Here is a 22,822-nt window from a genome sequence, read left to right on the forward strand (position 1 = left end):
CTACCGGGAGGAGCGATGGCGAAGAAGGATGCGCGCAAGGCAGAGGAGCGGCGCCGACGACGGGAGGAACGCCGGGCGGCGGAACGGGCCGCGGCGGCGCGCCGGCGACGTGTGCAGGCGCTGACCTGGGGCGGCGGCACCGTCCTCCTCATCGCCCTGCTGGCCTGGGTGGCCACCGGCTCGCTGCGCACGCCCTACCGCGTCCCCACGGTGCCGCCCTCCCACATCGCCCCAGGGACGCGGGCGACCGGGTATGCGACGAACCCGCCGACCTCCGGCCCTCACTGGCCCACCACTGCGCCCTGGGGAGTCCACACCGAGGTCCTGCCGGACGAGTTGCTGGTCCACAACCTGGAGCACGGCGGGGTGTGGATCTCCTACCGCAACCGCGACGACCGGGCGCTCGCCGACCGGCTGACGGCCATCGCCGGCCGCTACCGCACGAAGGTCATCGTGACGCCGCGGCCGGCAAACGACGTCCCCATCGCCCTGGCTGCCTGGGGGCGGCTCCTGAAGCTGCAGGCCTTCGACGAGGCGACCATCGTGCGGTTCATCGACGCCCACCGGGGCCGGGTGGGCCCCGAGCGCAACGCCCCCTAGCGGTGCGACGGAGGTCAGAAGCCCGACGCCCAGGCCAGGGCGGCGGGCGGGGAGCGGCGGCTGTGGGCCACGCCGCGCACCAGGTCGCTCACCAGCATGACCGCGCGCTGCAGCTGGGCGTCATTGGGGGTGCCCGCCACCGCCATCCCCAAGGGCACGACCAGGTCGGGTACCAGCCCGCGCCCGCTGATGTCGCGCCCGCTGCGGGTCAGGTAGCGGGCCACGGTCAGCCGCAGGGCGCTGCCGTCGGGAAACTCGTAGACGAGCTGGATCGTGGCCTTCCCGAACGTCGTCTCCCCGACCAGGCGGATCCCCGCGTCCTGCAGCGCCCCCGCCACGACCTCCGAGGCGCTGGCGCTGCCCCGGTTCACCAGCACGGCCACGGCGCGGGTGAACTTGGGCTGGCGCGGGCGGACGGTATAGGTGCGCGAGCTCGTGCGCTCCTGGACGGTGATCACGATGCCGTCGTCGAGGAAGTAGCTGGCCACGTCCACCGATTCGTTCAGCAGCCCGCCGGGGTTGTCGCGCAGGTCGAGGACGATCCCCCGCGCCCCCTCGGCTCGCAGCGCCGTCAGGGCCTGCCCCAGTTCCTGCGCCACCCCCCGCCGGAACTGCGTCAGGCGCACGTACCCGACCGCCGGGGCGACCAGCCGGGCCGTGAGCGTCCGCTGCCGGATGCGGGCGCGCGTGATCGAGACCACGACCTGGGTGCCGGTGGCGGGCCGCAGCAGCTGCAGCGTCACCACCCCGCCTTCCTCCCCGGCGATGAGCGCCCGGACCTGCTCCAGCCCCAGCCCGGCGGTGGGCTGGCCGTTCACCGCCTCGATGACGTCCTCGGGCAGCACACCGGCCTGCGCGGCGGGCGACTCCTCCAGGACGCGGGCGATGACAACGCGGCCGTCCCGCTCCTCCAGCACCACGCCGATCCCCACGAACTCGCCGCTCTCGCTGCGGCTGAAGCGCGCCTGCTCGTCTGGGGTGAGGAAGACGGAGTTGGCCTCGCGCACCGCCGCCACCATGGCCTTGACGGCGGCGTAGGCCACCTCCATCGATCCGGCCGATCCCGCCGGCCCGCCCGAGAGCAGTGCGGTGGCCCGCTGCAGGCGCGCCAGCACCGCCTGGAGGTCCTGGTCGGGGTAGCCGGTGATGGGGATGTCGGCGAGCGGGGTGGCCACGCCCGCGGCCCGCAGCGCCGCGCGCATTCCTTCCACGGCGGCCTGCAGGAGAGCGGGGTAGGGCGGCGGAGCCAGCGCCTCTTCGGTGATGAGCTGGAAGACCTGAACCAGGAGCGCCGAGGGAGGCGGGAGCTGCCCAGCGGGCTGCGCGACGGCATCCGGGGGGCCCTGGGCCTGGAGGGCAGCCGCCGCGGTCAGGGCCGCCGTGGAGACGGTGCCGGGCGGGACCGCCCACCCCGCCACCAGGATGACCATCAGGGCAACCAGGGCTATCCGCATCGCCTGCACCTTTGTCCCCTTCAGGCCTTCCGCTGTCCCGATCCTGTCTCTACAGCCGCTTGGACGGCCTCACCGGCGGCCCGGTTCCTCCGCAGGCACTCCCCTTCAGCCCGGAGCACCCGCCCCTCCACCTGCAGGACCCGGACACGGCCACGCGGGTTGAGTCGCCGTCCCCAGGACGTCTCGAGCGCCGGGGCGCCCCAGACCACGGACACCACGCGCAGCCCCGCGGCCTCCCAGGCGGCGGCCAAGTCGGGGCCCGCCGCCTCCGGCCCGCCTGGCACCACAGCCAGCGCCGAACGGTTCACCTCGGCCCGGACCTGCGCACCGGGTGCGCCCAACCTAACCATCCGGCGCAACTCCATCGCATCCTGCCCCAAGACCGTCCGCAGCAGCGACCCCCATGGGTAGGCGATGCGGATCTCGTCGGCCAGCGCATCCAACCCGGCTGGCAGCATCTCCAGCGCAGCCCGAATGAAGCAGGCGTTGGGCGCCCCTCCGCGGGGGACGGGACGTGCGGCCCTCCACGAGACCTCGCGGAGGGCGCGGACATCGGGGTCCACCGCCAGGGCCGCCCAAGTCGGATGTGTTCGGGCAAGACGGTAGGCCGCCCGACCGTCGCCCGCACCGAGATCCACCACCACGCGCTGGTAGGTCTGGGCCCACACCCGCAATGCAGCGGCGGGCACCCGCTCGAGGCGACGCCCGCACACAACATCCACGACATCTGGGACCATCGCTCCACCTCCCTGCGATCTCGTCGATCGGCAGGGAGGCCGGGCGGAGCGCGGGCGCGCGCCGCAGGAGTGTCAGGTGCTCACCGTCAGCCGAACGGCCTCATGGCAGCAGTATACTCCTGGGGGCGCCGTCTATACCCTCCCCCGTGGCGGGCAGGAAGATCGATGGAGGTGGTCGCCCATGCGCGTTCTCGCGGCCGCGGTCGCTCTGGTCATCGCCCTCGCCCCCACCCCGGCCCTGGCCGGTCCGAAGGGACCCAAGGTCAAGGTGAAGACCTATGTGGCGGGGGAGGCGTTCTGCCCTACCGCGGCGCTGGTGTACGGCACCATCGTCATCAGCCCGGGGACGTGCTACACGCTCTTCCTCGTCGGTGAGAGGGGTGGCACCTTCCTGGCCTTCGCACCGGCCGGCGTGAAGATTCCCCCCGGGCAACTCGTCCGGCTGACAACCCCGGCAGGGGCCAAGCTGCGCGGGCGGTTCCTGTACCTGGTGCCGGTATCCGCCCCGGTCGCCCTCGTGGCCGTGGGCACCGCGACGCTCGTCGCCGTGCGGGCCGAGGACCTGGGCTCGCGCCTGACCCTGACTCTGGTCGGCGTGGCCGCGCCCAACGTGGTGGTGAGCTTTTCGGTCCGCCTCTGAACGCCCGGGCACCAGCGCGCCGGGCCGCCGCAACGTCGGCTAGGGCCCCAGCGTGGCGCGGAGCCAGTCCACGAGTGCCCGCTGCCAGGCCTCCGTCACCGGGCCCAGGCTGAACCAGTTCGTCCCGTGCGTCCCGCCCTCGACCGTCACCAGCCGGTTGGGGACGCCCGCGCGGGTGAGGGCGTCGTGGAGCGCCACGCTCTGCCGGTAGGGGACGAGCGGGTCGAGCGTGCCGTGCAGGGTCACGGTCGGGGGATCGTCCGGAGACACGTGGACGATCGGTGAGGCCTCCGCCCGCGCGGCCAGGTCGGCCGGCGGCGGGAGCAGGAGCGAGGCGATCGGCTGCGGCAGGCTGCGCAGGTCGGTGGGCCCGAAGACGTTCACCACGGTCTGCGGCCGGCAGGGCTGCCGCAGCACAAGGTCGAGGCCGTCCCGCCCCGGGCAGGGCGTATAGGCCAGCAGCGTGGCGATGTGCCCGCCGGCGGAGGCGCCCGCCACCGCCACCCGCTCGGCGTCGACGCGCAGGGCGGTCGCCTGCGCGCGCACCCAGCGCACGGCCAGGCGCGCATCCTCCACCTGGGCGGGGTGGCGGTGCTGCGGCGCCAGCCGGTAGTTGATGGAGAGCACGCTGTACCCGGCCGCAGCCAGCGCCGGGAGCAGCAGCTGCAGACCGCCCGACGCCTTGTCCCCCGCGACCCACCCGCCGCCGTGGACGAAGACCACCACCGGGTGCGGCCCGGCCCCCCGCTGCAGGTAGGCGTCGAGCCGGTGGGCCGGGTCGGGCCCGTAGGGCAGGTCGCGTTCCACCTGGAGGTCCGGCCCAGGCGGCCGCGCGGGTGACGGGGCCGGCGCGGGGTGGACCGGGCCCGCCGCCAGCAGGGCTAGCAGGATGAGGATGGCAGTGAGCAGCCACATCGCCTTCACTGGTACAGACGCTCCAACCCCCGGCCGCGTTCATTGGACCGGGTCAGTCGTGCGCCTTCAGCAGGGAGCCCTGCCGCAACGCCGACTGGAACATCAGCCCGAAGAAGGCGAAAGCCAGGGCCAGGTAGAGCAGGTCCAACCCGAACGCCCAGACGACGTGGTGTGTGGGGAGCTGGCCGCTGCGCAGCACCGCCCGCATCCCCTCGAAGACGTGGGGGAGCGGCAGGGCCCAGAGCACCCGCTGCAGCCAGGGGGCGTAGACGCTCATCGGGAAGAAGACCGCCCCGAAGGGCTGGAAGAGGAAGGCGAGACTCCAGGCCAGGGTCTCCGCCGCCAGCCCGTAGCGCAGCAGGATCCCCATCACCAGCGTGCCCACCGCCCAGGCGAACAGGACCACGGCCACGACGAGCGGCACCAGCGGGAACCCCAGCGTGAAGAGGTTGAAGCGGTACAGCACCCAGGCCACCGCCACCATGAGGGAGGCGCTGACGGCGATCTTCACCAGCCCGAAGAGCATCAGCGCCACCAGGAACTCGCTCAGGCTCAGCGGGCTGGTGAAGAGGTTGAGCAGGTTGCGGCTCCACATCTCGGTGAGGAAGGAGACGGTGATCCCCATCTGCACCCGGAAGAAGACGTCCCACAGGATGAGCGCCCCGAGCAGCAGCCCGACGATGAACGGCACCGGCGCCCGCTGCGTCAGGTAGGTGGAGAGGAAGCCGAAGACCAGGACGTCCACCAGCGGCCAGTAGAACAGCTCGGTCAGGGACTGCCAGTTCCGCCGCCAGACGAAGAGGTGGCGCAGCAGCAGGGCGCCGATGCGCCGCGCGCTCACGACGCGGTCCTCCGCACCGCGTCCGCCGCACCGGCCGGCTCGCCGGAGCGGGCCAGCGCCAGGAAGAACTCCTCCAGCGTGGCGTGGCGGGTGGCGCGCAGGACCTCGGCCGGCGGCCCGTCGGCGATGATGCGCCCCCGGTGCAGGAAGACGATGCGGGTGCTCAGGCGCTCGACCTCGCCCATGTTGTGCGAGGTGTAGAAGACGGTGAGCTCCCGTTCCCGCTGCAGCGTCCGCAGGTGGGTCCGCACCGTGTCCGCCGCCTCGGGGTCCAGCGAGGCGGTGGGTTCGTCCAGGAAGAGCACCTCGGGGTCGTTCAGGAAAGCCTTCACCAGGTTCACCCGGGCGGCCTCCCCCGAGGAGAGGGCCCGCACCGGCCGGTGGAGCAGATGGGCGACGCCGAACCGCTCCGCCAGCGTGTGGATGCGCGCCCGCGGCTGCGGGACCAGGTAGAGGTGGGCGAAGACGAGCAGGTTCTCCCAGGCGGAGAGCGCGTGGGGCATGGTCACGTAGGGGGAGGAGAAGTTCACCCGCATGAGGATGGCCTGCCGCTCCCGCGGCATCGGCCGCCCCAGGATGCGCACCGTCCCCGCCGTCGGCGCCACGATCCCGAGCAGCATGCCGATGGTCGTCGTCTTGCCGGCCCCGTTGGGTCCCAGGAACCCCAGGAACTCCCCCCGCCGGACCCGCAGCGAGATCCCGTCCACGGCCACCTGGCCGTTGAAGCGCTTCGTCAGATTTGCCACCTCGATCACCGTCTCCATGGGTGGGGTCCGCCTCCTTCTGTACTGAATGACAACGACATATCTTCGTTGTGACTCTCCCCGCGCGGCGCTCCCCGACCTATGGGCGCACACGGGTGCAGGACCGGAGCCCGACGGCAGGCACGGGCCGCGGTCGGCTCGACCGGCGCCAGCATCCACTGTGGCAGGTTGAAGACGGAGTTCCCGACCCCGAGCGGGGTCGGAGCGGAAGGAGAGAACGCCGGCTAGGTTGTCAGCCCTGGCGGTCGCGTCCGGTCATGAGAGACCACCTCCGCAGCTGGACATGGGAGGACGCGAGGCGACTATACGAGAGGCCGGGTGGAGACGCAAGGGCCAGGCGCCCAACGCCTGGCCCCCCCTCCCCGGCCTCAGCGCTCCCGGTAGCGCGGCGCGTATTCGGGAGGGGCGTAGACGTTGAGGGAGGTCATCGGCTCCGTGCCGGTGTTGCGAATCTGGTGGACCGCGCCCGCCGGGATGACGGCCAGGCTCCCCGTCGGCAGCCGGTAGGTGCGGCCCGCCACCTCCGCCTTGCCGGTGCCGCTGAGGACGTAGATGAGCTGATCCGCATCGACGTGCGCAGACGGCTCTCCCGAGGTCTGGCCCGGTGCCAGGCTCATGAAGGCGACCTGCAGCCGCCCGCCCGTCTCGAGCACCTCGAAGAGGTCACGGGTGGCGCGGCGAGCCCGGCTCAGCACGTCGATGACCCGTACCCCGCCCCGGCGCCCGCGGATGGCACGCCGCCGGCTGGCAGACCGCCCCGGGTGGGTGGGCCGGCGGGTCGGGGCGTTGTGGCGCCGCTCAGGCACGGCCGATGTACTTGCGAATGGACTTCGTCTCCAGGTACTCCGCCAGCCCCTCCGCGCCCAGCTCCCGCCCGACCCCGCTGTCCTTCACCCCGCCGAAGGGCGTCTCCGGGACGCTCAGCGGCTTGTAGTTCACCCAGACGATCCCCGACTCGATGCCGGCGATGAACCGCTCGATGGTCCGGTCGCTCTCCGACCAGAGCCCCGCGCCCAGGCCGTAGGCGGTCTCGTTGGCGCGGGCGATCCCCTCCTCCAGGTCGCGCACCGCCATCACCGGGAGCACGGGACCGAAGCACTCCTCCCGCCAGATGGCCGCATCGGGGGGGACGTTCACCAGCACGGTGGGCGCGAAGAAGTACCCGCGCGCATACGCCCCCTCGGTCAGGCGCCGGCCGCCCACCACGGCCTCCGCCCCACGCGCGAGCGCGTCGGCAAGCAGCCGCTCCACGTCCTCGCGCTGCTGCTCGTTGTTGAGTGGGCCCATGTCGGTCTCGGGCAGCAGCCCGTCCCCCACGCGCAGCGCCCGCGTCGCGGCCGTCAGCAGGTCCATGAAGCGCTCGAAGACCGAGGCTACCACGTAGACCCGCTTCACCGAGGTGCAGGACTGCCCGGCGTTGCGGAAGCGTCCCGAGCGGACGATGGTCTCTGCGGCCAGTGCCAGGTCGGCGTCCTCGGCCACCACCGTCGGGTCGCTGCCGCCCAGCTCCAGGGTCACGTGCTTGAGCAGGGGCGTCGCCGTGGCCGCCACCTGCCGCCCCACCTCGGTGGAACCGGTGAAGGCGATGCGCTTCACCTCGGGGGCGCGCAGGATCTCGTCGCCCACGGTGGCTGCCGGCCCGGTGACGATGCTGGCGATCCCCGGCGGGACCCCCGCCTCCTGGAGGAGCTGCGTGAGCAGGATGTCGGTGATCGGGGTGGTGCTGGCCGGCTTGATCAGCACCGCGTTCCCGGCGATGAGCGCGGGAGCGACCTTCCAAGCGTAGAGGGAGACGGGGAAGTTGAAGGGAAGGATGGCCGCGCACAGCCCTACCGGCTGCTTGCGGGTCTCCACCTTGATGACGCTGTCCCCGTCCCGGACGTACTTCACCTCGCCGGCGATCTTCCCGGCGTAGCCCGCATAGTAGTCGAAGGTGTTGATCAGGCTGTCCAGCTCGGCCACCGACTCGCGGTAGACTTTCCCCTGCTCCCGGGTGAGCGTGCGCGCCAGCTCGTCCTTGTGCGCCTCCACCAGGGCCACGTAGCGCTGCAGGACCCGGCCGCGCTGGCGGGACTCGTGAAGGCGCGGCCACCAGGAGGTGCGCAGCGCCTCCACGGCGGCCTCCACGGCCGCCCGGACATCCTCGCGCCCGCCGCGGGGGACGAGGCCGACCACTTCGTCGATGCGGGCCGGGTTGCGCACCTCCATCACCTCGCCGCTCTGCCCGTCGACCGACCGTCCGCCGATGATCATGGAGAACCGCTCCGGCATCCTGATCCGCCTCCTCGAGGCCGCCTGGCTGCGGCGGGAGAGATTATCCCACGCCCGGCCCCTGAACGACAGCACGGCCCTACCCGGGAGCGTGCAGGGCCGCGGCTGGCGGCGGGCGGGCTCAGGGAAGGCTGCGCGGGCGGAAAGCTCGGTGGAGGTAGCGGGCCGCCTCGTCGTGCCGACCCGCGGCCTGCAACACCTGCGAGAGGTGGCGCGCCGCCTCGGCGGCATCCTCGGCCAGCCCCAGCCGTTCGAACGTGGCCAGCGCCTCGCGCAGGTGGCGCAGCGCGGGCGCGCGCCGCCCCTGCGCCGCCTCGACCCGGCCGAGCGCCGCCCGGGCCCGCGCCTCCTGCTGCGGGTCCTCCGCGCGGCGCGCTTCCGCCAGGGCCTCGCGCGCGGTCTGCTCCGCCGAGCCCAGGTCGCCGCGGGCCAGGTGCACCTGGGCCAGGGTCTCCAGCGCGCTGCTGAGCTGCCGGAGATTGCCCAGCTGCTGGCGCAACCGCACCACCTGGCGGCCGCTGGCCAGCGCCTCGTCGAGCCGCCCCTGCTCCAGGTAGAGCGTGGTGAGGGTGAGCAGGCTGCTGGAGAGGTGGAGCCGGTCCTCGCTGGTCTGAAAGGCATCACGGGACGCCTGCATCAGGCGCGTGGCCTCGGCCAGGTCGCCGGCCGCCCAGGCCAGGTAGCCCAGGCCGAGCAGCGCCTGTCCCTGCAACCCGACGAGCTTTAGCCGGCGGGCCAGCCGCAGCGCGTGCTCATAGGTGCGCCGGGCGAAGCGGGGGCGCCCCACTTTCACGGCCGCCGACCCCAGCCAGATCAACGCCTCGATGCCGCCCTCGCTGCGCAGCGCGTCGGCCTTCCGAAACAGCGCCACGGCCCGGGTGAGGTGGCCCGCAGCCTGGTCGAAGCGGCGGCGGATCAGGGCGATGCGTCCCAGCAGGGCCAGCGCCCGCGCCTGCGGGGCCAGGGCCTGGGCCGTCTCGGCCTGCTGCACCACCTGCGTGAGCGCCCGCTCGGCCTCGTCCAGGCGCTCCTCGGCCAGCGCCGCCCGAGCCGTGATGACGGCCACGTCGAGCCGAACCGGGACCGGCAGGTCCGGTACCAGGCGGTCCACAGTCTCGAGCAGGGCCCGAGCCAGCTTCGGGTCGGCGTCGACCGCCGAACGGGCGAGGAGGGCCAGGCTGAGTGCGGTGTCCAGGCGCAGCGCCGGCCCGTCGAGCACCAGTCCCGCGACGGAGGTGCACAGGCGCCCGGCCAGGAGCAGCAACGTCTCCACCGACGGGTAGGAGCGTCCGGTCTCGAGCAGGCTGACGAAGCTCTTGGAGAGCTCTCCCTGCGCCAGGCCCGCCTGCGTCAGGCCGGCGTGGCCGCGGGCGCGCTCCAGGCGCTCGCCGAAGGCCAGGAGCCACGCCGGGGCCGAAGATGGAGCCGGTTCGGTGGAAGTCTTCTGCTGCTTGACCATGACCCTACAGTGGTTCGCTGCACCGCTGGGGAACCCTGCCGGGCTCGCTGCACTGCTGGGAACTCTGGCGGATCGGGCGGGGCGGGTCCCCGCGCACGCCTGGCTAGTTCTCCCCCGGCAGTTCCGGGGCCTGGATGGCGTTCTCGCCCGGCAGTTCGGGCGCAGCGGCCACCGGCGCGGCGGCCAGTGTCGTAACGGCGAAGAGCAGCGCGACAGCAACGGCAACGCACAGCCTGCGTAGATCGGCCATGGATCGTTCCCCCCCGATTGGCAGAATTGGGACCCGCCCCGGGAGGGCGCTTCCACGACCGAGTGGCCGCTTCCTTTAATTGCTTAGTGATGATGGCTTTTTGAGAGCTCGCGGCCTCCGCGCCCAGGGGGGGCCGCGGGCGCCGCGCGCCGCGCGGCCTGGGCTACCGCACCGCCAGGAGCGCTGGCAGGGCGCCCTCCGCTTCGAGGAGCTGTCGCTTCAGGGCCACGCCCCCGTCCAGCGAGTAACCGCCCAGCGCCCCGTCACTGCGGATGACGCGGTGACAGGGGATGAGCAGCGGCAGCGGGTTGCGGGCGCACGCCATCCCCACCGCCCGCGCCGCGCCCGGTTTGCCGAGCGCCCGCGCCAGCTGCCCGTAGGTCCGCACCTGTCCCGGCGGGATGCGCCGCAGCGCCTGGAGGACCGCGCGCTCGAAGCGCGGCACCCGCGACAGGTCGACGCGGCCGCGGTAGGGGACGCGGTCGCGGATGGCCCGCGTCACCTCCGCCCGCAGCTCCGCGGGCGGGGCGGCGTCGAGGACCGGCCGGGCGCCCAGGTACCGTTCAGCGTCCTGCTCGAAGGCGGCCGGGGAGGCGGCCCGGGAGACCAGGACCGGCCCGGCGGGCCCGTAGGCCACGTAGACCGGGCCGAAGGGGGCCTCCACCGTGAAGTAGCGGTAGCGGACGGTCTCTGCGGCCGGGACGCGTGTCGCGTCCTGTCGGTGGCGCAGGACGAACTCCTCCAGGTCTGCGTCGGTGAGCCGGGTTAGCGCGGCCACCGGCTTCCCCCGCAGGGTGATGATCACCGCCTCGCCCCGCGCCACCTCGCGCAGCAGCGCGTTCGTCCGGGCCTTCAGCTCCACCGTGTTCACCACGCGCATCGTCGCCGTCCCTCCCGCCCCGAGCGCCCCTGGTCAGGATATAGACAGAAAAAAGACCATGATTATAGTCTTGTACTACGCCGCCGGCTGCCTCGTTCCTGCTGCCTTCCCCACCGGGGCCCGGTCGAGGCTACCGGAAGGAGGGGTCCGGATGACGACACTGGCCGACCGCCGCTGTGTTCCCTGCGAGGGCGGGGTCCCACCGCTGGAGCGCGCCCAAGCGGAAGCCCTCGCCCCTCAGGTCCCCGCGTGGGCCCTCAGCGACGACGCCCGCACCCTGAGCCGCACCTTCCGGTTCCGACGCTTCCTCGACGGGATCGCCTTCGTGAACCGGGTGGCGGCGCTGGCCGAGGAGGAGAACCACCACCCGGACATCACCATCCGCTACCGCCGCGTGACCTTCACCCTGACGACCCACGCCATCGGCGGACTGTCGGAAAACGACTTCATCATGGCGGCCAAGATCGACCGGCTGTGGGCGGAAACCCAGGAGGCCCAGGGCGCACAGGGATGAGAGCCGCCTCGAGCTGGATCCGGGAAGAGGTCCGCCGGCGCTGGGCCTAAGACTCGAGGAGCGCGGCCAGCCTGAACCAGCGGCCCAGGACCGTCAGGCCGGTGGCGACGCTCGCCAGGACCAGGGCGATGAGGCTGGCAAACGCCAGCGGGAGGAGGACCAGCTTCGCGCGCTGCTCCCGGTAACTCCGCCAGATCAGGACGCTCGCGAGATGGAAGGCGGCGGGGCGGTCGGTCACGGCGGCGGCGCGTCTCGTGCTCCGAAGTAGACGGCTTCCAGGGGACTGCCGACCTCCGTGACCTCCTGCACCTCCAATCCCGCCTCCACCATCGCCTGCACGATCCGGCCCACGTGATGGCTACGCGTGATCTCGACGATCCACCGCGGTCCCTCCTGGACCGGGGAGTATCCGAGTGCGGCGAACACCGGTCGGGGATCGCCGCCGACGCGCAGGGCCACTCGCCATCGGGTCGCGAACTGCCGGCGCAACGCCTCGACCGTCCCGCGCGCGGCCACGCGCCCTGCGGCCAGCACGATGACCTCTTCGGCCAGCTCCGAGGCCTCGTAGAGGTTGTGCGTGGAGTACACGACGATGCGCTGGTCGCGGGCGAACTGCTTGAGGAGGTCGCGCACCGCGCGCGCCGACTCCGGATCGAGACCCATGGTGGGCTCGTCCAGCAGGAAGACCTGAGGGTCTGCCAGCATGGCACGTGCAATGGCGACCCGCTGGGCCTGTCCGCGGCTCAACCGGCCGGCCGGCGTGCGCCCGGAGCGACCTGATCCCCATGCGGTCCAGCGCGCCCTCGATCCGGATGTGGCGGTCCCGCGGGGCGAGGCCGAGGACACGAGCCCAGAACTCGAGATTCTCCGACACTGTCAGGGCGGGATGAAGACCAGCGCGATGGGGGAGATACGCCACGCGCCGCTTGATCGCCGGCTGGGCCTGCACGTCCTCGCCCAACACCACCACTCGCCCGGCACGTGGAGGCAGGATCCCCGCCACCACGCGGAAGAGCGTCGTCTTCCCTGCCCCGTTCGGTCCCGGGATGACGTGAAAGCCGGCGGGGATGGCCAGCGTGATCTCGTGCAGCACCGACGGACCATCGTAGCCCGCGGAGAGCTCAGAGATCTCCACCATGCCCCAGCCGCGGTCGGCAGCCTCCTGTCACCGCTCCACGATGAGCAACGACCCTCAGATGGACACCTTCGACAGCCTGCGCTCACCTCCTCGTGGTTCCCTGTGCACGGCGATTGGTCTCATCAGGTCGATTCGCCGCGGGCGGGAGTCCCCGTCATTCTCCCCAGCACGGGCGGCCGAGACCCTGAAGTGACGCGGGTTGCCTCCTCCCGTTTTCCAGGGCGGAACCCGCTAGCGCCTCCTCCGGCTCCTGCCCGCCGCCCGCCGCCTGCTCGACCGCTTCGGCGGGCGTGGGACCTTTGCTCCTTTCTCCCTGGCCTCAGCCAAACCGATGGCGATGGCCTGCCGGCGGCTCTTCACCTTCCGGCCGCTCCCGCTGCGGAGCCGTCCGCGCTTGTATTTGCGCATTGTCTCTTCCACAGCCTGCTGGGCTTTCGGCCCGTACCGTGCCATGGCATCCTCCATTGTTCCGTCGTGACTCCCGAGGACGTTTTCCCCCTGACTGCGAGGCGTCGCCTTCAGCAGGCACGTAGGCGCATGACTACGATCCCGGAGCAGACTCGACAGGTAGCGCACCGTCAAATCCAGGGCGCTGGCGCGGTCCGTCCTTCTCGGCCGCGGCCTGGAGGAGGTCCATGAACACCACCTGGTTCTTCTCCGCGGCTTTGGCCCGCAGCAGCGCCCTGTCCGCCGCCTCGAAGAGCAGGTCCGCCGCGACGACGCCGTGCTCTCTCCAGCAGTAGGTGGAGACGCCCAGGCTGACGGTGAAGGTGAAGCTCTCCTCGCCGGTGGGGATCTCCATCTCCTCGATGGTCCGGCGCAGCCACTCCGCCAGCTCCAGGGCCATCTCCCGCCCCACCTCGGGCATGAGCCACACGAACTCCTCGCCCCCGTAACGGCCCACCACGTCCCGCTCGCGGCGGCGCTCGAGGATGGTCTTGGCCACCTGGGCCAGCACCTCGTCGCCGACGCGGTGGCCATACCGGTCGTTGATCCCCTTGAACCCGTCGATGTCCAGGACCACGCAGGAGAGCGGGTGGTGGCGCTGACGGGCCCGCTCCGCCTCCAGGTAGAGCCCCTCCTCGAGGGCGCGGCGGTTGCGCAGCGTCGTGAGCGGGTCGGAGACGGCGATCTCCTCCAGGAAGCGCACGCGCTGGCGCAGCCCCTCCTCCCGGCTGCGCTGCCGCACCATGGCGTGCACCCGGGCCACCAGGCGGGGCAGGATGAACGGCTTCACCAGGTAGTGGGCGGCGCCGTGCTCCAGGGCCTGGACTTCGGTGTTGGGGTCGTCGTCGGCGCCCAGGAAGAGGACGGGGGCGGCGTGGGTGGCGGCCTCCTCGCGCAGCCGTTCCAGCACCGCGAATCCCTCCCCGTCGGGGAGAGTGCTGTCCAGGATCACGAGGTCGGGAGGAGCGGCGCGCGCCGCCGCCAGCCCCTCGGCCGCCGACGGAGCGGCCTCGACGACGGCGCCCAACGGCTCCAGCGCGCGCCTGGCCGCCGTCCGCACCCAGGGGTCGTCGTCGATCACCAGCACGCGGGCGGGGCGCATCCCCATCTGGAGCGGGGCCCGGCGCGTCGGGACCGTCTCCCGGGGACCGGCCGTAGACTGGTGCAACGCGGGCGGCACCGGTTCCATCCTCCCGGCGCCCCTCAGGGGCAGCCTACGAGATATGCCCACCGGGGGGATGGTGCAGACCGGGAAGCGCTAGCGGACGGCGTTGGCCGATCCCCCACCTCCGGACCTTGCCGGCTGCTCCGGCTGGGCCGGCGGCACGTACTCTCCGCCCCCGAGCTCCGGGGCAAACCGCACCCGGACCCCGCTGCGGCTGCCCTGGCCGGTGGCCAGCACCCGGTTGCGGTGGAGGATGACGAAGCGGACCTGCCGCACCTCCTGGAGGTAGCGCATGATGGCCGCCGTGGCGAATGCCGCCTCGGTGTACAGCAGTTCCTGGTTGAAGGCTAGCTCGTGCGTGGCCCGGTAGGTCGGCGACTCCCAGCGGAGGGTGATCAGCGCACCGCCGTAGGCGGCAGCGACGTGGGTCACGGTGCCCGGGCCCAGGATGTTCTCGGCCAGGTTGCGGGCGGCCTCGGCGAGCCCCCGCCCTCACCCGGGCGGGCGGCGCCCGCCACCAGGACCAACGTCAGGAGCGCCATGGTTGCCAGCCGCATCGCCATGCCTCCGGGTCTGCCGTTGGAGGCACTGTACCCCGGAGGCCGCCGGGGAGGCGTTGCCGCAGGCTACGGCCGCGGTGTGACGCTGTCCACACCCACCGAGCGCTGTGCGCCGGATCACACCGGCGGGCGGCACCGGCCGGGGACGCGGGTCGGGCCTAGTCGGCTGCGGCGCGGGCGCGCAGCAGGTCGGCGACCGCCGTGTGTCCCCGGGCGTCCGCGACCTCCACGGGGGTGGCGCCATCGGCGCGCCGCACGTGCACATCCGCGCCGGCGGACAGGAGCCGACCGGCCACCGCCGCGTCACCCTCGTGCGCCGCCAGGTGCAGGGGCGTGTTGCCCCGGGCATCTCGGGCGTTCGGGTCGGCGCTGCGCCCGAGCAGGAGGTCGACCACGGCGGTCCGGCGGTCGCTCCGCCACCCGGCGATCGCCGCATGGAGGGCCGTGTTGGCCTGGGCGTTCCGCGAGCGGGCGTCCAGGTCCGCTCCGCGGTCCAGCAGCATCGCCACCGCCTCGGCCTGTCCGGCGTGCGCCGCGATGTGCAGAGCGCTCCACCCGTCGCCGTTGTAGGCGTGGACGAGAGCGGGGGCCTGGTCGAGGACCTGCGCCAGACGGTCGCCGAGGCCGTCCCAGGCCGCGGTCATCAGCCGGTCGAGCGGGATGCCCTGGAGGGCTCGCAGGTACTGGATCTGCCCGGTGTGGTAGGCATCGTGGGTGAACGCGTTCAGCAAGCGGCGGGCCACCGGGGTGGGGCCTGAAGACTGGCGGTAGGCCTGGACGGCCCGCTGCACCCCGTCCTCCCCCAGTGCCTCCAGGAGCCGGCCGAACGCCTCGTAGAGCTCCTGGAGGGCGCGCACGTCCGCCTCCCAGGCTGCCTGGTCGCCTGAGACCTCCGCCCAGTCCTCGGCCGTCATCCGCTCGTAGTCGGGCGGGTCCCCCTCCAGCGCCCGCAGCACGCCGCGCTTCCAGTGGATGACGTGGCGCACGATCTGCCAGATGGAGTGACGCTCCGGCGCCGGCTTCCAGGCGGCCTGGGCCGCGGTGAGGCCGTGCACGGCGGTGGCAAGCGGCGGGTGCCAGCCCTCGCGGGCGAAGGTCTCGTCGAGCTGCACCCGCAGGAGTCCGCGGACCGTGAGCATGGGGCTCTCCCTTCCCGACCCGTCCGGTCGGTGGCGTGGCTGCCCATCCAGGCGATGGCTCTATCCTACCCCCTCCGCTGAACCTTGACCTGCCCGTCACCGGGCGGGAACACATATGCAGGAGTGTGCATAGTCCCCCTGACCTATGCCACGCTGGAGCTGGGGCTCGCCCCCGGGCCGGCCTTCACCTGCCTGCGGGGCGCGGGCGGCACCTGCGTCCCGACGATGCTCATGGCGCGGCGGATCATCGGCGGACGGGCCACGGCGCTCTACGTCGGCCCCTGGGTCGCCTTCGCCATCGGCGCGGGAGTACTCTTCCAAACGCGCTTTCACGGCCTCGACCGGCCCTCACCCCGATGAGGGCGATGGTGCTTGTCCGCTTCCGCCAGCCTCTCCGGCTCGTGCAGCGGCGCCGGCCGGTCCCGCGGGGCGAGCAGGTCCTGGTCCGGGTGCTCGCCACCGGCGTGTGCCACAGCGACGTGCACATCGCCGATGGCGCCTTCGGCGGCATCCGGCTGCCCCTCGTCCTGGGGCACGAGGTGGCCGGAGAGGCCCCGGAGATGGGCCCTGTCCTGGTCTACGCCGCCTGGGGGTGCGGCACGTGCGCCTGGTGCCGGCGGGGCGAGGAGCAGCTGTGCCCCGACGCGGTCGAGGCGGGCTGGGGCGCCGACGGCGGTTACGCCGAGTGGATGGTGGTGCCGTCCCGACGGTACCTGATTCCGCTGGGCAACCTCGACCCGGTACGCGCCGCACCGCTGGCCGACGCCGGCCTCACCCCCTACCGCGCCGTACGGCGCGCCCTGCCCTGGCTCACCGAGCACGACACGGCCCTGGTGATCGGCATCGGCGGCCTCGGCCAGTTCGCCCTGCAGTACCTGAGGGTGATGGCGCGGGTGCGGGTCGTGGCCGTCGACCGCGACCCTGCCAAGCTCCGGCGGGCCGCGGAGCTGGGCGCCGACGAGGCGCGGCGGCCCGATGAGGCGGCCTCGATGCCGCAGGCGCGTGCGGTCTTCGACTTCGTCGGGACGCGCCGCACCCTGGCCCTGGCGGCCGCAGCGGTCCAGCCGGGCGGGATCATCGTCCAGGTGGGCGCAGGCGGCGGGCGCATCACCGTCGGCTTCGACACGCTCCCGCCCGAGGTCCACGCCACGACGTCGGTCTGGGGGTCCCTGGAGGAGCTGCGTACGGTCGTCGACCTGGCCCGGCGGGGGGCCGTGACCTGGCACGTAGAGCCGATGCCGCTGGCGGAGGCCAACCAGGCGCTCCGTCGCGTCCGTCAGGGCAGGGTGCTGGGCCGTCTCGTCCTGGTGCCGTGAGTGCCGCAGGCGGCGGCCGCCGCCCCCGGCGTGCGGAATCCTGACGCAGCACGAGCTCGGCAGTGTCGCAACGGTCCTGCGCAGGAGGCCGGGCAAGACTCACGGAAGGGAGGAGGATGACTGCAGGCAGCGGGGCATGTGGCGCCTGTGACCCGAGGGAGGCCGGTCGGTGGCTGATCGTCACACGCCAGAGCCTGGACGAGCCGGACGTCGACGAGCGCACGTCCCCTCCCTGGCCGGTATCCTCGCCCAGGCCGCGGGTCAGGCGCTGCAGGCGGTGCGGAACCTGCTGGTCGGCCTGCTGCCCGCCCCGGACTTCGTCGTCCTGGACGTGAGCGGGCCGTTGCCCGAGCGCCACGAGCGCGTGCCCCGGCTCCACCGGTGGCTGGGCCGCAAACCGGCGCTCAGCCTGGAGGAGGTGCGGGCGCGCCTGCGCCGGGTGGCCGCGGACCCGCGGGTGGACGGCGTCGTGCTGAAGGTGCACGACCTGCAGGCCGGCTTCGGCGCCCTGGAGGCCCTGCGTGCGGCCCTCGAAGCCTTCCGCGCCTCAGAGAAGCACCTCGCGGCCTACCTGCCCATGGCCGACCTCCCCGCGTACTACGTCGCCAGCGCCGCCCACCGGCTGGTCGTGCCGGAGAGCGCTGAACTCGCCCTCCTCGGCCCGCGCACCGAGGTGCCCTTCCTGCGCGCCGCCCTCGACCGGCTGGGGGTGCTGCCGCAGTTCCACCACATCGCCGAGTACAAGACCGCCGCCAACCGCTGGCTCTACCCGGAGATGCCGGCGCCGCAGCGCGAGATGCTCACTGCCCTCCTCACCGACGTCTTCGACCACATCGTCACGGCAGTGGCCAGCTCGCGGGGCCTCGCGCCGGAGCGGGTGCGCGAGGCCGTGGACGAGGGCCTGCTGTCGGCGGAGGCGGCGCGCTCGCGCGGCCTGGTCGACCTCGTCGCCTTCGAGGACGACCTCCCCCGCCTGCTCGGCCGGAACGGCCGCTCGGCGCGCCTGCAACCGTGGGAGCAGGTCGCCCGACGCCTCCCCGTGCCGGTGCGCCGGCGGGACCGCCAGGGGCGCGCCATCGCGGTCGTCCAGCTGGTCGGGGCGATCGTGCCGGGGGAGAGCCGCGAGCTCCCCATCCCCCTGCCGCTGCTCGGCCGACGCCTGGCGGGACACGAGACGGTGGCCCGGGCCTTCCGGGCGGCCGAGCGCATGGACCGGGTGGCAGCGGTCGTCTTCCACGTGGACTCGCCGGGTGGGTCGGCGGTGGCCAGCGACCTCATCTGGCGCGAGGTGGAGCGGGTGAACCGGCGCAAGCCCGTGGTGGTGCACATGGGCAGCGTTGCCGGATCGGGCGGGTACTACGTCAGCTGCGCAGCGCGCCGGATCGTCGCCGCGCGCACCACGCTCACCGGGTCGATCGGCGTCGTCGCCGGGAAGTTCAGCGTGCGGGAGCTGGCGGCGAAGGCGGGCGTGCGCCCCGAGGTGATCGCGCTGGGCGCGACGGCCACCATGCCGTCGGCAACCGTGCCGTACACCGACCGGGAGTGGGCGGCCCTGCGCCGGTGGATGGACGAGGTCTACGCGCGCTTCAAGGCCCGGGTGGCGGCGGGGCGGCGCTTGACGCCCGAGGCGATGGAGGCGGTGGCCCGCGGGCGGATGTGGACGGGCGCGCAGGCGCTGAGCCACGGCCTGGTGGACGAGCTGGGCGACTTCGAGGCGGCGGTGCGCACGGCGCGCGAGCTGGCCGGGATCCCGCCCGAGGTCGACGTCCCGGTGGTGACGGTCCTTCCCCCCCGCACTGTCGGCCTGCCCGTCGGCCCGGAGGCGTGGGGTGAGGCGTTGGCGGCGGTAGGGCGGCTGCTGGCGGAGCCGGCATGGCTGCTCATGCCCACCCAAGGCACGTTCCGGGGGGTGGACGGATGAGGTGGTTGAGGCGACTGCCCGGCGCGCGCCGCGAGCAGTCAGGAGGGATGTAGCGAAGGGTGATGGACGGGTCGACGTCCAGTCAGTGTCCGTGAAACCGACTTGGGGGAGGGGCATGCGGGCGCGCGCCATCCACCACGTCCAGATCGCGGCCCCGCCGAAGTGCGAGGAGGCCGCCCGCCGCTTCTACGGTGACCTGCTGGGGTTGGAGGAGATTCCCAAGCCGCCTCACCTCGCGGCTCGCGGAGGCGTCTGGTTCCGTTGCGGGGGGCTGGAGCTCCACATCGGGATGGAGCAGGACTTCCGCCCGGCACGCAAGGCGCACGTGGCCCTCGAGGTGACCGACCTCGAGGCGTGGCGCCGACGCCTGCAGGAGCATGGTGCCGCGGTGGTCGAGGACGCGCCCCTGCCCGGTTTCCGGCGTCTGTACACGGCGGACCCTTTCGGCAACCGGCTGGAACTGCTGGAGCCGGAAGGTTGAGCCCACCGCGCCACAGCTTGGGTATTCTTGCCCGGGCCGGGCGCACAGGCTGCAGCATCATGCCCGGGGGTGGTGTGGATGGCGCTGGTCCGGTGCGGCTTCCGCCGCGAGGTGCAGCAACTGCAGGACCGCGAGGTGCGCGTCGTTATGACCGAGGGGGCCTCCCACGGGGGGAGGTGGCACACGCCAAACCGAGGAAGTGAACAGCCGATAACAGGGGAGTTCGTGGTGCCGGGAGGGCGTCTTATATTGTGGCTGACTTCATCCGGACGGGGAGGGTGGCTTGATGCCCTGCCCCCCGAACGTGTGCCCGCGACCAACCGAGAAACCCGCATGGGCGCCTCCGGGCAGTGGGTCAAATTGACCCACCACCGCATTTGTCATGACCGCTCCAGCCGAAGAATCAGGCGCGGCGTAAGTGGCCCACCGTCTGCTACCCGCCACCCTACGTCGATGTCCACTTCATCAGTGAAGCATGGAGCAGATCAACCTGTCGCGGCCGAAACTCCGACCCCGCGCACGTCCTCGGCTGCCCCCTGCCACGAGGGGTTGCGATCGGTCTTTCGGCTGACTGCGATCCGGATGTCTTCGAGTCTGGACTCGAACTCCTTCTCCAGAGCTGGGGCGACCGCATCAGAAAACGGGTGCTGATCTAACGGCGCCACACGAGTGCTAAGAGTTTGTTGACCTTGAACCTGGGTTTAAGGTTTAGAATGGGCTAGCTGAGCGCATCATGGCAGCCCCGTAGGGGGTTCATGAAATGCACCAAACGACATCCAAAACCGCGGACCTGGCGGACAAGATCGTCGGGACCGTCCCCCGGTTTGACGCCAGGGGCCAGGAGGTGGCGGTCGCCCTATACCGGTTGCTGAGCAAAGGGACCCCGGTTCCCCTCAAGCGCGTCGCGGATGCCGTCAGCCTGCCCGAAGCCACAGTAGAGGCTACCATCCCGAAGTGGCCCCTCTTCCGGGACGACCACGGCGCGGTCATCGGCTTCGGCGGCCTCACGGTGGCCGAGATGCCACCCCACCACTTTACGATTGACGGAAGAACGCTCTACACCTGGTGTGCCTGGGATAGCCTGTTCATCCCCGGCATCCTGGGTAAGACGGCGGCCGTGGAATCGGTCTGCCCCGTGACGAAAGCGCGGATCTCCTTGGAGGTCGGTCCGGAGGGCATCCGGAACGTCGCGCCGCCCACCGTCGTCGTTTCCTTCCTCGCGCCCGACCGGACCTTCGACCGGAACGTCATTGTGAACTTCTGCCACTTTGTCTATTTCTTCCGCGACACCGAGGCTGCAGAGGCCTGGCTCTCGCGCCATCCCGGAACTTTTCTGCTTTCTCTGGACGAAGCATTCACACTCGGGCAGGTCACGAATGCGCGGAATTTCGGCCACGCCCTCGGTTTGGGGGACCGTCGCTAGGAGGATCCCATGCTCACGATCGGACGTTTGGGAAATCTCGCCGGCCTCGAGGCCAAGACCCTCCGGTACTACGACCGGGTCGGGCTCGTCCGCCCGAGTGGGCGCACCGCTGCCGGCTACCGGATGTATGAAGAGGACACCGTCAATCGTCTGCACTTCATCCGCCGGGCCAAGGCCCTCGGCATGTCCCTCGCAGACATCCGCCGCATCCTGGCCGTTCGGGACGAGGGCGCGGCCCCCTGCGAGCACGTGCTCGCCCTGGTGACTGACAACCTCACCAAGGTAGAGGGTCAAATTGCCCAGCTCGAGCGGATCCGGGGAGACCTCCGGCGGCTGCGGCGCCTGCTGAAAGCGGAGGTATCACCAGGCGTCCGGACGGTCGAGGAGTGCCCCTGCTTCGCGATCATTCAGAGCTTCCAGAAACCCGTCCGCTCACTAAACAGTGGACGGACGAGAGTCCGGGGGATATCGGGATGGGTAGAGACAGCGCAGCCGAAGAGACCTACGACCTCGTCATCCTCGGCTCCGGAACGACGGCCTTCGCCGCGGCCATCCGGGCGGCCGAACTGGGGAAGACCGCGGTCATGACGGAGTCACGCGTTCTGGGCGGAACGTGCGTCAACCGGGGATGCCTTCCCAGCAAGAACCTCATTGAGGCGGCGCGGGTCTACTGGGAGGCGACCCGGCCGCGTTTCCCTGGCCTGCTGTCGCGAGGCATGGACATCGACTTCCCGGCACTCATCCGCCAGAAGGACGAGATCATCGATGACTTTCGCGACAAGAAGTACCAGTCCGTCGTCGCCGACGCGGGTCGGATTGCGGTCCACACGGGACAGGCGGGCTTCGCTCCGGACGGCACCGTCGAAGTCGACGGCCGGAAACTCCGCGGTCACCACTACCTCATTGCCACCGGATCCCGGCCGATCATCCCGGCCATCGCCGGGCTCGACCAGGTGCCCTACCTGACCTCTGACCTGCTTGCTGCGGATGAAGCGGTGGAGCTCTGGGAACTGCCTCGCTCCCTGCTCATCATCGGCGGGGGATATATCGCCCTGGAACTCGGCCAGCTCTTTCAGCGGCTGGGGAGCGCAGTCACCGTCCTCGAACGCAGTCCTCGGATCCTGCCTGCGTATGAGCCGGAGGTCTCAGTTGCTCTGACGGAGATCTTGCGGGCCGAAGGCGTCAACATCGTGACGAACCTTACGGTGGGCCGGGTCGAACGCGTCGGGAGCCGTATCGCGGCGATCGGTGAGACCGCCGGAACACAGGCCAGGTACGAGGCGGACCGCCTGCTTGTGGCGACTGGCCGGCAGCCGAACACGGACGCGATCGGGCTTGAGCACGTCGGGGTGAAGGCGGACGAGCACGGCTTCATCCTCGTCGACGAATACCTCCGGACAAACGTCCCGAATATCTGGGCCGCCGGCGACGTGATCGGCCCGCACACCGGCAGCCAGCTCGCCACGCCGGTCGGCGCCCACGACGGTGTCATCGCTGCCGTGAACGCGCTCAATGGGGAAAGGCACAGAGTGGACCACACGGTCATCCCGCGGACGATCTTCACCGACCCCCAGGTCGCGACGGTCGGGCTGACGGACGAGGAAGCTAACCGGCGCGGCCACCGATGCAACTGCGGGACCGTGCCCATGCGGGTCGTCCCCCGTGCCGGCGCGATCCGCGACACCCGCGGTCTGATCAAGATGGTCCTCGACTGGGACACGAAGCAGGTACTGGGAGTCTCTATCGTCGGCCGGGATGCGGGTGAGGTGATCCATGAGGCGGCGATGGCCTTACGGTTCAGGGCAACGGTCTACGACTTTATTGACATGATCCACGTCTACCCGACGATGGCGGAAGCACTTAAGATCGCCGCCCTCTCCTGCTTTAAGGACGTCGAGAAACTCTCA

At 71.8% G+C, this 22,822-nt stretch carries 26 protein-coding genes; 10 read left to right on the forward strand and 16 right to left on the reverse strand.

What is annotated here, in order from left to right:
- The first annotated feature begins 15 nt into the window (after positions 1–15).
- Complete coding sequence (locus RB146_10430; GenBank protein MDQ7829391.1) at positions 16–600, forward strand: DUF3105 domain-containing protein; 585 nt, start codon at positions 16–18, stop codon at positions 598–600.
- A gap of 14 nt (positions 601–614) precedes the next feature.
- On the opposite strand, the gene RB146_10435 is transcribed toward RB146_10430, so the two are convergent.
- Together RB146_10435 and RB146_10440 are read right to left on the reverse strand one after the other, a co-directional pair.
- Positions 615–2,054 carry a S41 family peptidase gene (locus RB146_10435; GenBank protein ID MDQ7829392.1) on the reverse strand — a complete coding sequence of 480 codons (1,440 nt, stop codon included), beginning with the start codon at positions 2,052–2,054 and terminating at the stop codon, positions 615–617.
- 20 nt (positions 2,055–2,074) lie between these two features.
- A complete protein-coding gene (locus RB146_10440; protein MDQ7829393.1) occupies positions 2,075–2,791 on the reverse strand; it encodes a class I SAM-dependent methyltransferase in 717 nt (238 codons plus the stop codon).
- Between the two features lie 181 nt (positions 2,792–2,972).
- Between RB146_10440 and RB146_10445 the strand changes: the two genes are divergently transcribed.
- Entirely contained in the window at positions 2,973–3,431 is a 459-nt protein-coding gene (locus tag RB146_10445) for a hypothetical protein (GenBank protein MDQ7829394.1), read from the forward strand.
- 39 nt (positions 3,432–3,470) lie between these two features.
- On the opposite strand, the gene RB146_10450 is transcribed toward RB146_10445, so the two are convergent.
- The 8 genes from RB146_10450 to RB146_10485 all read right to left on the reverse strand — a co-directional run bounded on the left by RB146_10450 (position 3,471) and on the right by RB146_10485 (position 10,811).
- Positions 3,471–4,346 carry an alpha/beta hydrolase gene (locus RB146_10450; protein ID MDQ7829395.1) on the reverse strand — a complete coding sequence of 292 codons (876 nt, stop codon included), beginning with the start codon at positions 4,344–4,346 and terminating at the stop codon, positions 3,471–3,473.
- 52 nt (positions 4,347–4,398) lie between these two features.
- Positions 4,399–5,187 carry an ABC transporter permease gene (locus RB146_10455; GenBank protein MDQ7829396.1) on the reverse strand — a complete coding sequence of 263 codons (789 nt, stop codon included), beginning with the start codon at positions 5,185–5,187 and terminating at the stop codon, positions 4,399–4,401.
- Positions 5,184–5,951: an ABC transporter ATP-binding protein gene (locus RB146_10460; GenBank protein ID MDQ7829397.1), complete on the reverse strand. Its 768-nt coding sequence runs from the start codon at positions 5,949–5,951 to the stop codon at positions 5,184–5,186. The genes RB146_10455 and RB146_10460 overlap by 4 nt, the downstream gene beginning before the upstream one ends.
- A gap of 368 nt (positions 5,952–6,319) precedes the next feature.
- Entirely contained in the window at positions 6,320–6,757 is a 438-nt protein-coding gene (locus RB146_10465; GenBank protein MDQ7829398.1) for a cupin domain-containing protein, read from the reverse strand.
- A complete protein-coding gene (locus RB146_10470; GenBank protein MDQ7829399.1) occupies positions 6,750–8,222 on the reverse strand; it encodes an aldehyde dehydrogenase family protein in 1,473 nt (490 codons plus the stop codon). The genes RB146_10465 and RB146_10470 overlap by 8 nt, the downstream gene beginning before the upstream one ends.
- A gap of 121 nt (positions 8,223–8,343) precedes the next feature.
- On the reverse strand, positions 8,344–9,681 hold the full coding sequence (locus tag RB146_10475; protein ID MDQ7829400.1) for a tetratricopeptide repeat protein: 1,338 nt from the start codon (positions 9,679–9,681) through the stop codon (positions 8,344–8,346).
- 103 nt (positions 9,682–9,784) lie between these two features.
- The gene (locus tag RB146_10480; protein MDQ7829401.1) at positions 9,785–9,931 is read right to left on the reverse strand and encodes a hypothetical protein; all 147 of its coding nucleotides are present in this window, start codon (positions 9,929–9,931) and stop codon (positions 9,785–9,787) included.
- A 163-nt stretch (positions 9,932–10,094) separates the two neighbouring features.
- Complete coding sequence (locus RB146_10485) at positions 10,095–10,811, reverse strand: type II toxin-antitoxin system prevent-host-death family antitoxin (GenBank protein MDQ7829402.1); 717 nt, start codon at positions 10,809–10,811, stop codon at positions 10,095–10,097.
- Between the two features lie 151 nt (positions 10,812–10,962).
- Here RB146_10485 and RB146_10490 point away from each other — a divergent pair, with 151 nt between their 5' ends.
- Positions 10,963–11,325, forward strand: a complete 363-nt coding sequence (locus RB146_10490; GenBank protein MDQ7829403.1) for a 4a-hydroxytetrahydrobiopterin dehydratase — start codon at positions 10,963–10,965, stop codon at positions 11,323–11,325.
- A 46-nt stretch (positions 11,326–11,371) separates the two neighbouring features.
- Here RB146_10490 and RB146_10495 read toward each other — a convergent pair whose 3' ends face one another.
- From RB146_10495 to RB146_10520, 6 genes are all read right to left on the reverse strand, one after another.
- Positions 11,372–11,563, reverse strand: a complete 192-nt coding sequence (locus tag RB146_10495; protein MDQ7829404.1) for a hypothetical protein — start codon at positions 11,561–11,563, stop codon at positions 11,372–11,374.
- Positions 11,560–12,171 (reverse strand): ATP-binding cassette domain-containing protein, encoded by a 612-nt coding sequence (locus RB146_10500; GenBank protein ID MDQ7829405.1) that lies wholly within the window; start codon positions 12,169–12,171, stop codon positions 11,560–11,562. The genes RB146_10495 and RB146_10500 overlap by 4 nt, the downstream gene beginning before the upstream one ends.
- Positions 12,172–12,694: 523 nt before the next feature.
- A complete protein-coding gene (locus RB146_10505) occupies positions 12,695–12,928 on the reverse strand; it encodes a DUF6496 domain-containing protein (GenBank protein ID MDQ7829406.1) in 234 nt (77 codons plus the stop codon).
- A 76-nt stretch (positions 12,929–13,004) separates the two neighbouring features.
- A complete protein-coding gene (locus RB146_10510) occupies positions 13,005–14,090 on the reverse strand; it encodes a diguanylate cyclase (protein ID MDQ7829407.1) in 1,086 nt (361 codons plus the stop codon).
- A gap of 78 nt (positions 14,091–14,168) precedes the next feature.
- On the reverse strand, positions 14,169–14,507 hold the full coding sequence (locus RB146_10515) for a hypothetical protein (protein ID MDQ7829408.1): 339 nt from the start codon (positions 14,505–14,507) through the stop codon (positions 14,169–14,171).
- Between the two features lie 286 nt (positions 14,508–14,793).
- Positions 14,794–15,774 carry a DinB family protein gene (locus RB146_10520; protein MDQ7829409.1) on the reverse strand — a complete coding sequence of 327 codons (981 nt, stop codon included), beginning with the start codon at positions 15,772–15,774 and terminating at the stop codon, positions 14,794–14,796.
- Positions 15,775–15,897: 123 nt separating this feature from the next.
- Between RB146_10520 and RB146_10525 the strand changes: the two genes are divergently transcribed.
- The 7 genes from RB146_10525 to merA form a co-directional block, all read left to right on the forward strand.
- Positions 15,898–16,134, forward strand: a complete 237-nt coding sequence (locus RB146_10525; protein ID MDQ7829410.1) for a hypothetical protein — start codon at positions 15,898–15,900, stop codon at positions 16,132–16,134.
- 5 nt (positions 16,135–16,139) lie between these two features.
- Complete coding sequence (locus RB146_10530) at positions 16,140–17,090, forward strand: alcohol dehydrogenase catalytic domain-containing protein (GenBank protein MDQ7829411.1); 951 nt, start codon at positions 16,140–16,142, stop codon at positions 17,088–17,090.
- A gap of 169 nt (positions 17,091–17,259) precedes the next feature.
- A complete protein-coding gene (gene sppA / locus RB146_10535) occupies positions 17,260–19,011 on the forward strand; it encodes a signal peptide peptidase SppA (protein MDQ7829412.1) in 1,752 nt (583 codons plus the stop codon).
- A 115-nt stretch (positions 19,012–19,126) separates the two neighbouring features.
- Positions 19,127–19,492 (forward strand): VOC family protein, encoded by a 366-nt coding sequence (locus RB146_10540; protein MDQ7829413.1) that lies wholly within the window; start codon positions 19,127–19,129, stop codon positions 19,490–19,492.
- A 760-nt stretch (positions 19,493–20,252) separates the two neighbouring features.
- Positions 20,253–20,915 (forward strand): organomercurial lyase, encoded by a 663-nt coding sequence (gene merB, locus RB146_10545; GenBank protein ID MDQ7829414.1) that lies wholly within the window; start codon positions 20,253–20,255, stop codon positions 20,913–20,915.
- Between the two features lie 9 nt (positions 20,916–20,924).
- Entirely contained in the window at positions 20,925–21,503 is a 579-nt protein-coding gene (locus RB146_10550) for a heavy metal-responsive transcriptional regulator (protein ID MDQ7829415.1), read from the forward strand.
- Positions 21,389–22,822 (forward strand): mercury(II) reductase (gene merA, locus RB146_10555; protein ID MDQ7829416.1); only part of this gene is annotated, 1,434 nt, incomplete at its 3' end. The genes RB146_10550 and merA, both read left to right, overlap by 115 nt.

This window comes from Armatimonadota bacterium, assembly GCA_031081585.1.
Taxonomy (GTDB): Bacteria; Sysuimicrobiota; Sysuimicrobiia; order Sysuimicrobiales; family Humicultoraceae; genus Geohabitans; species Geohabitans tengchongensis.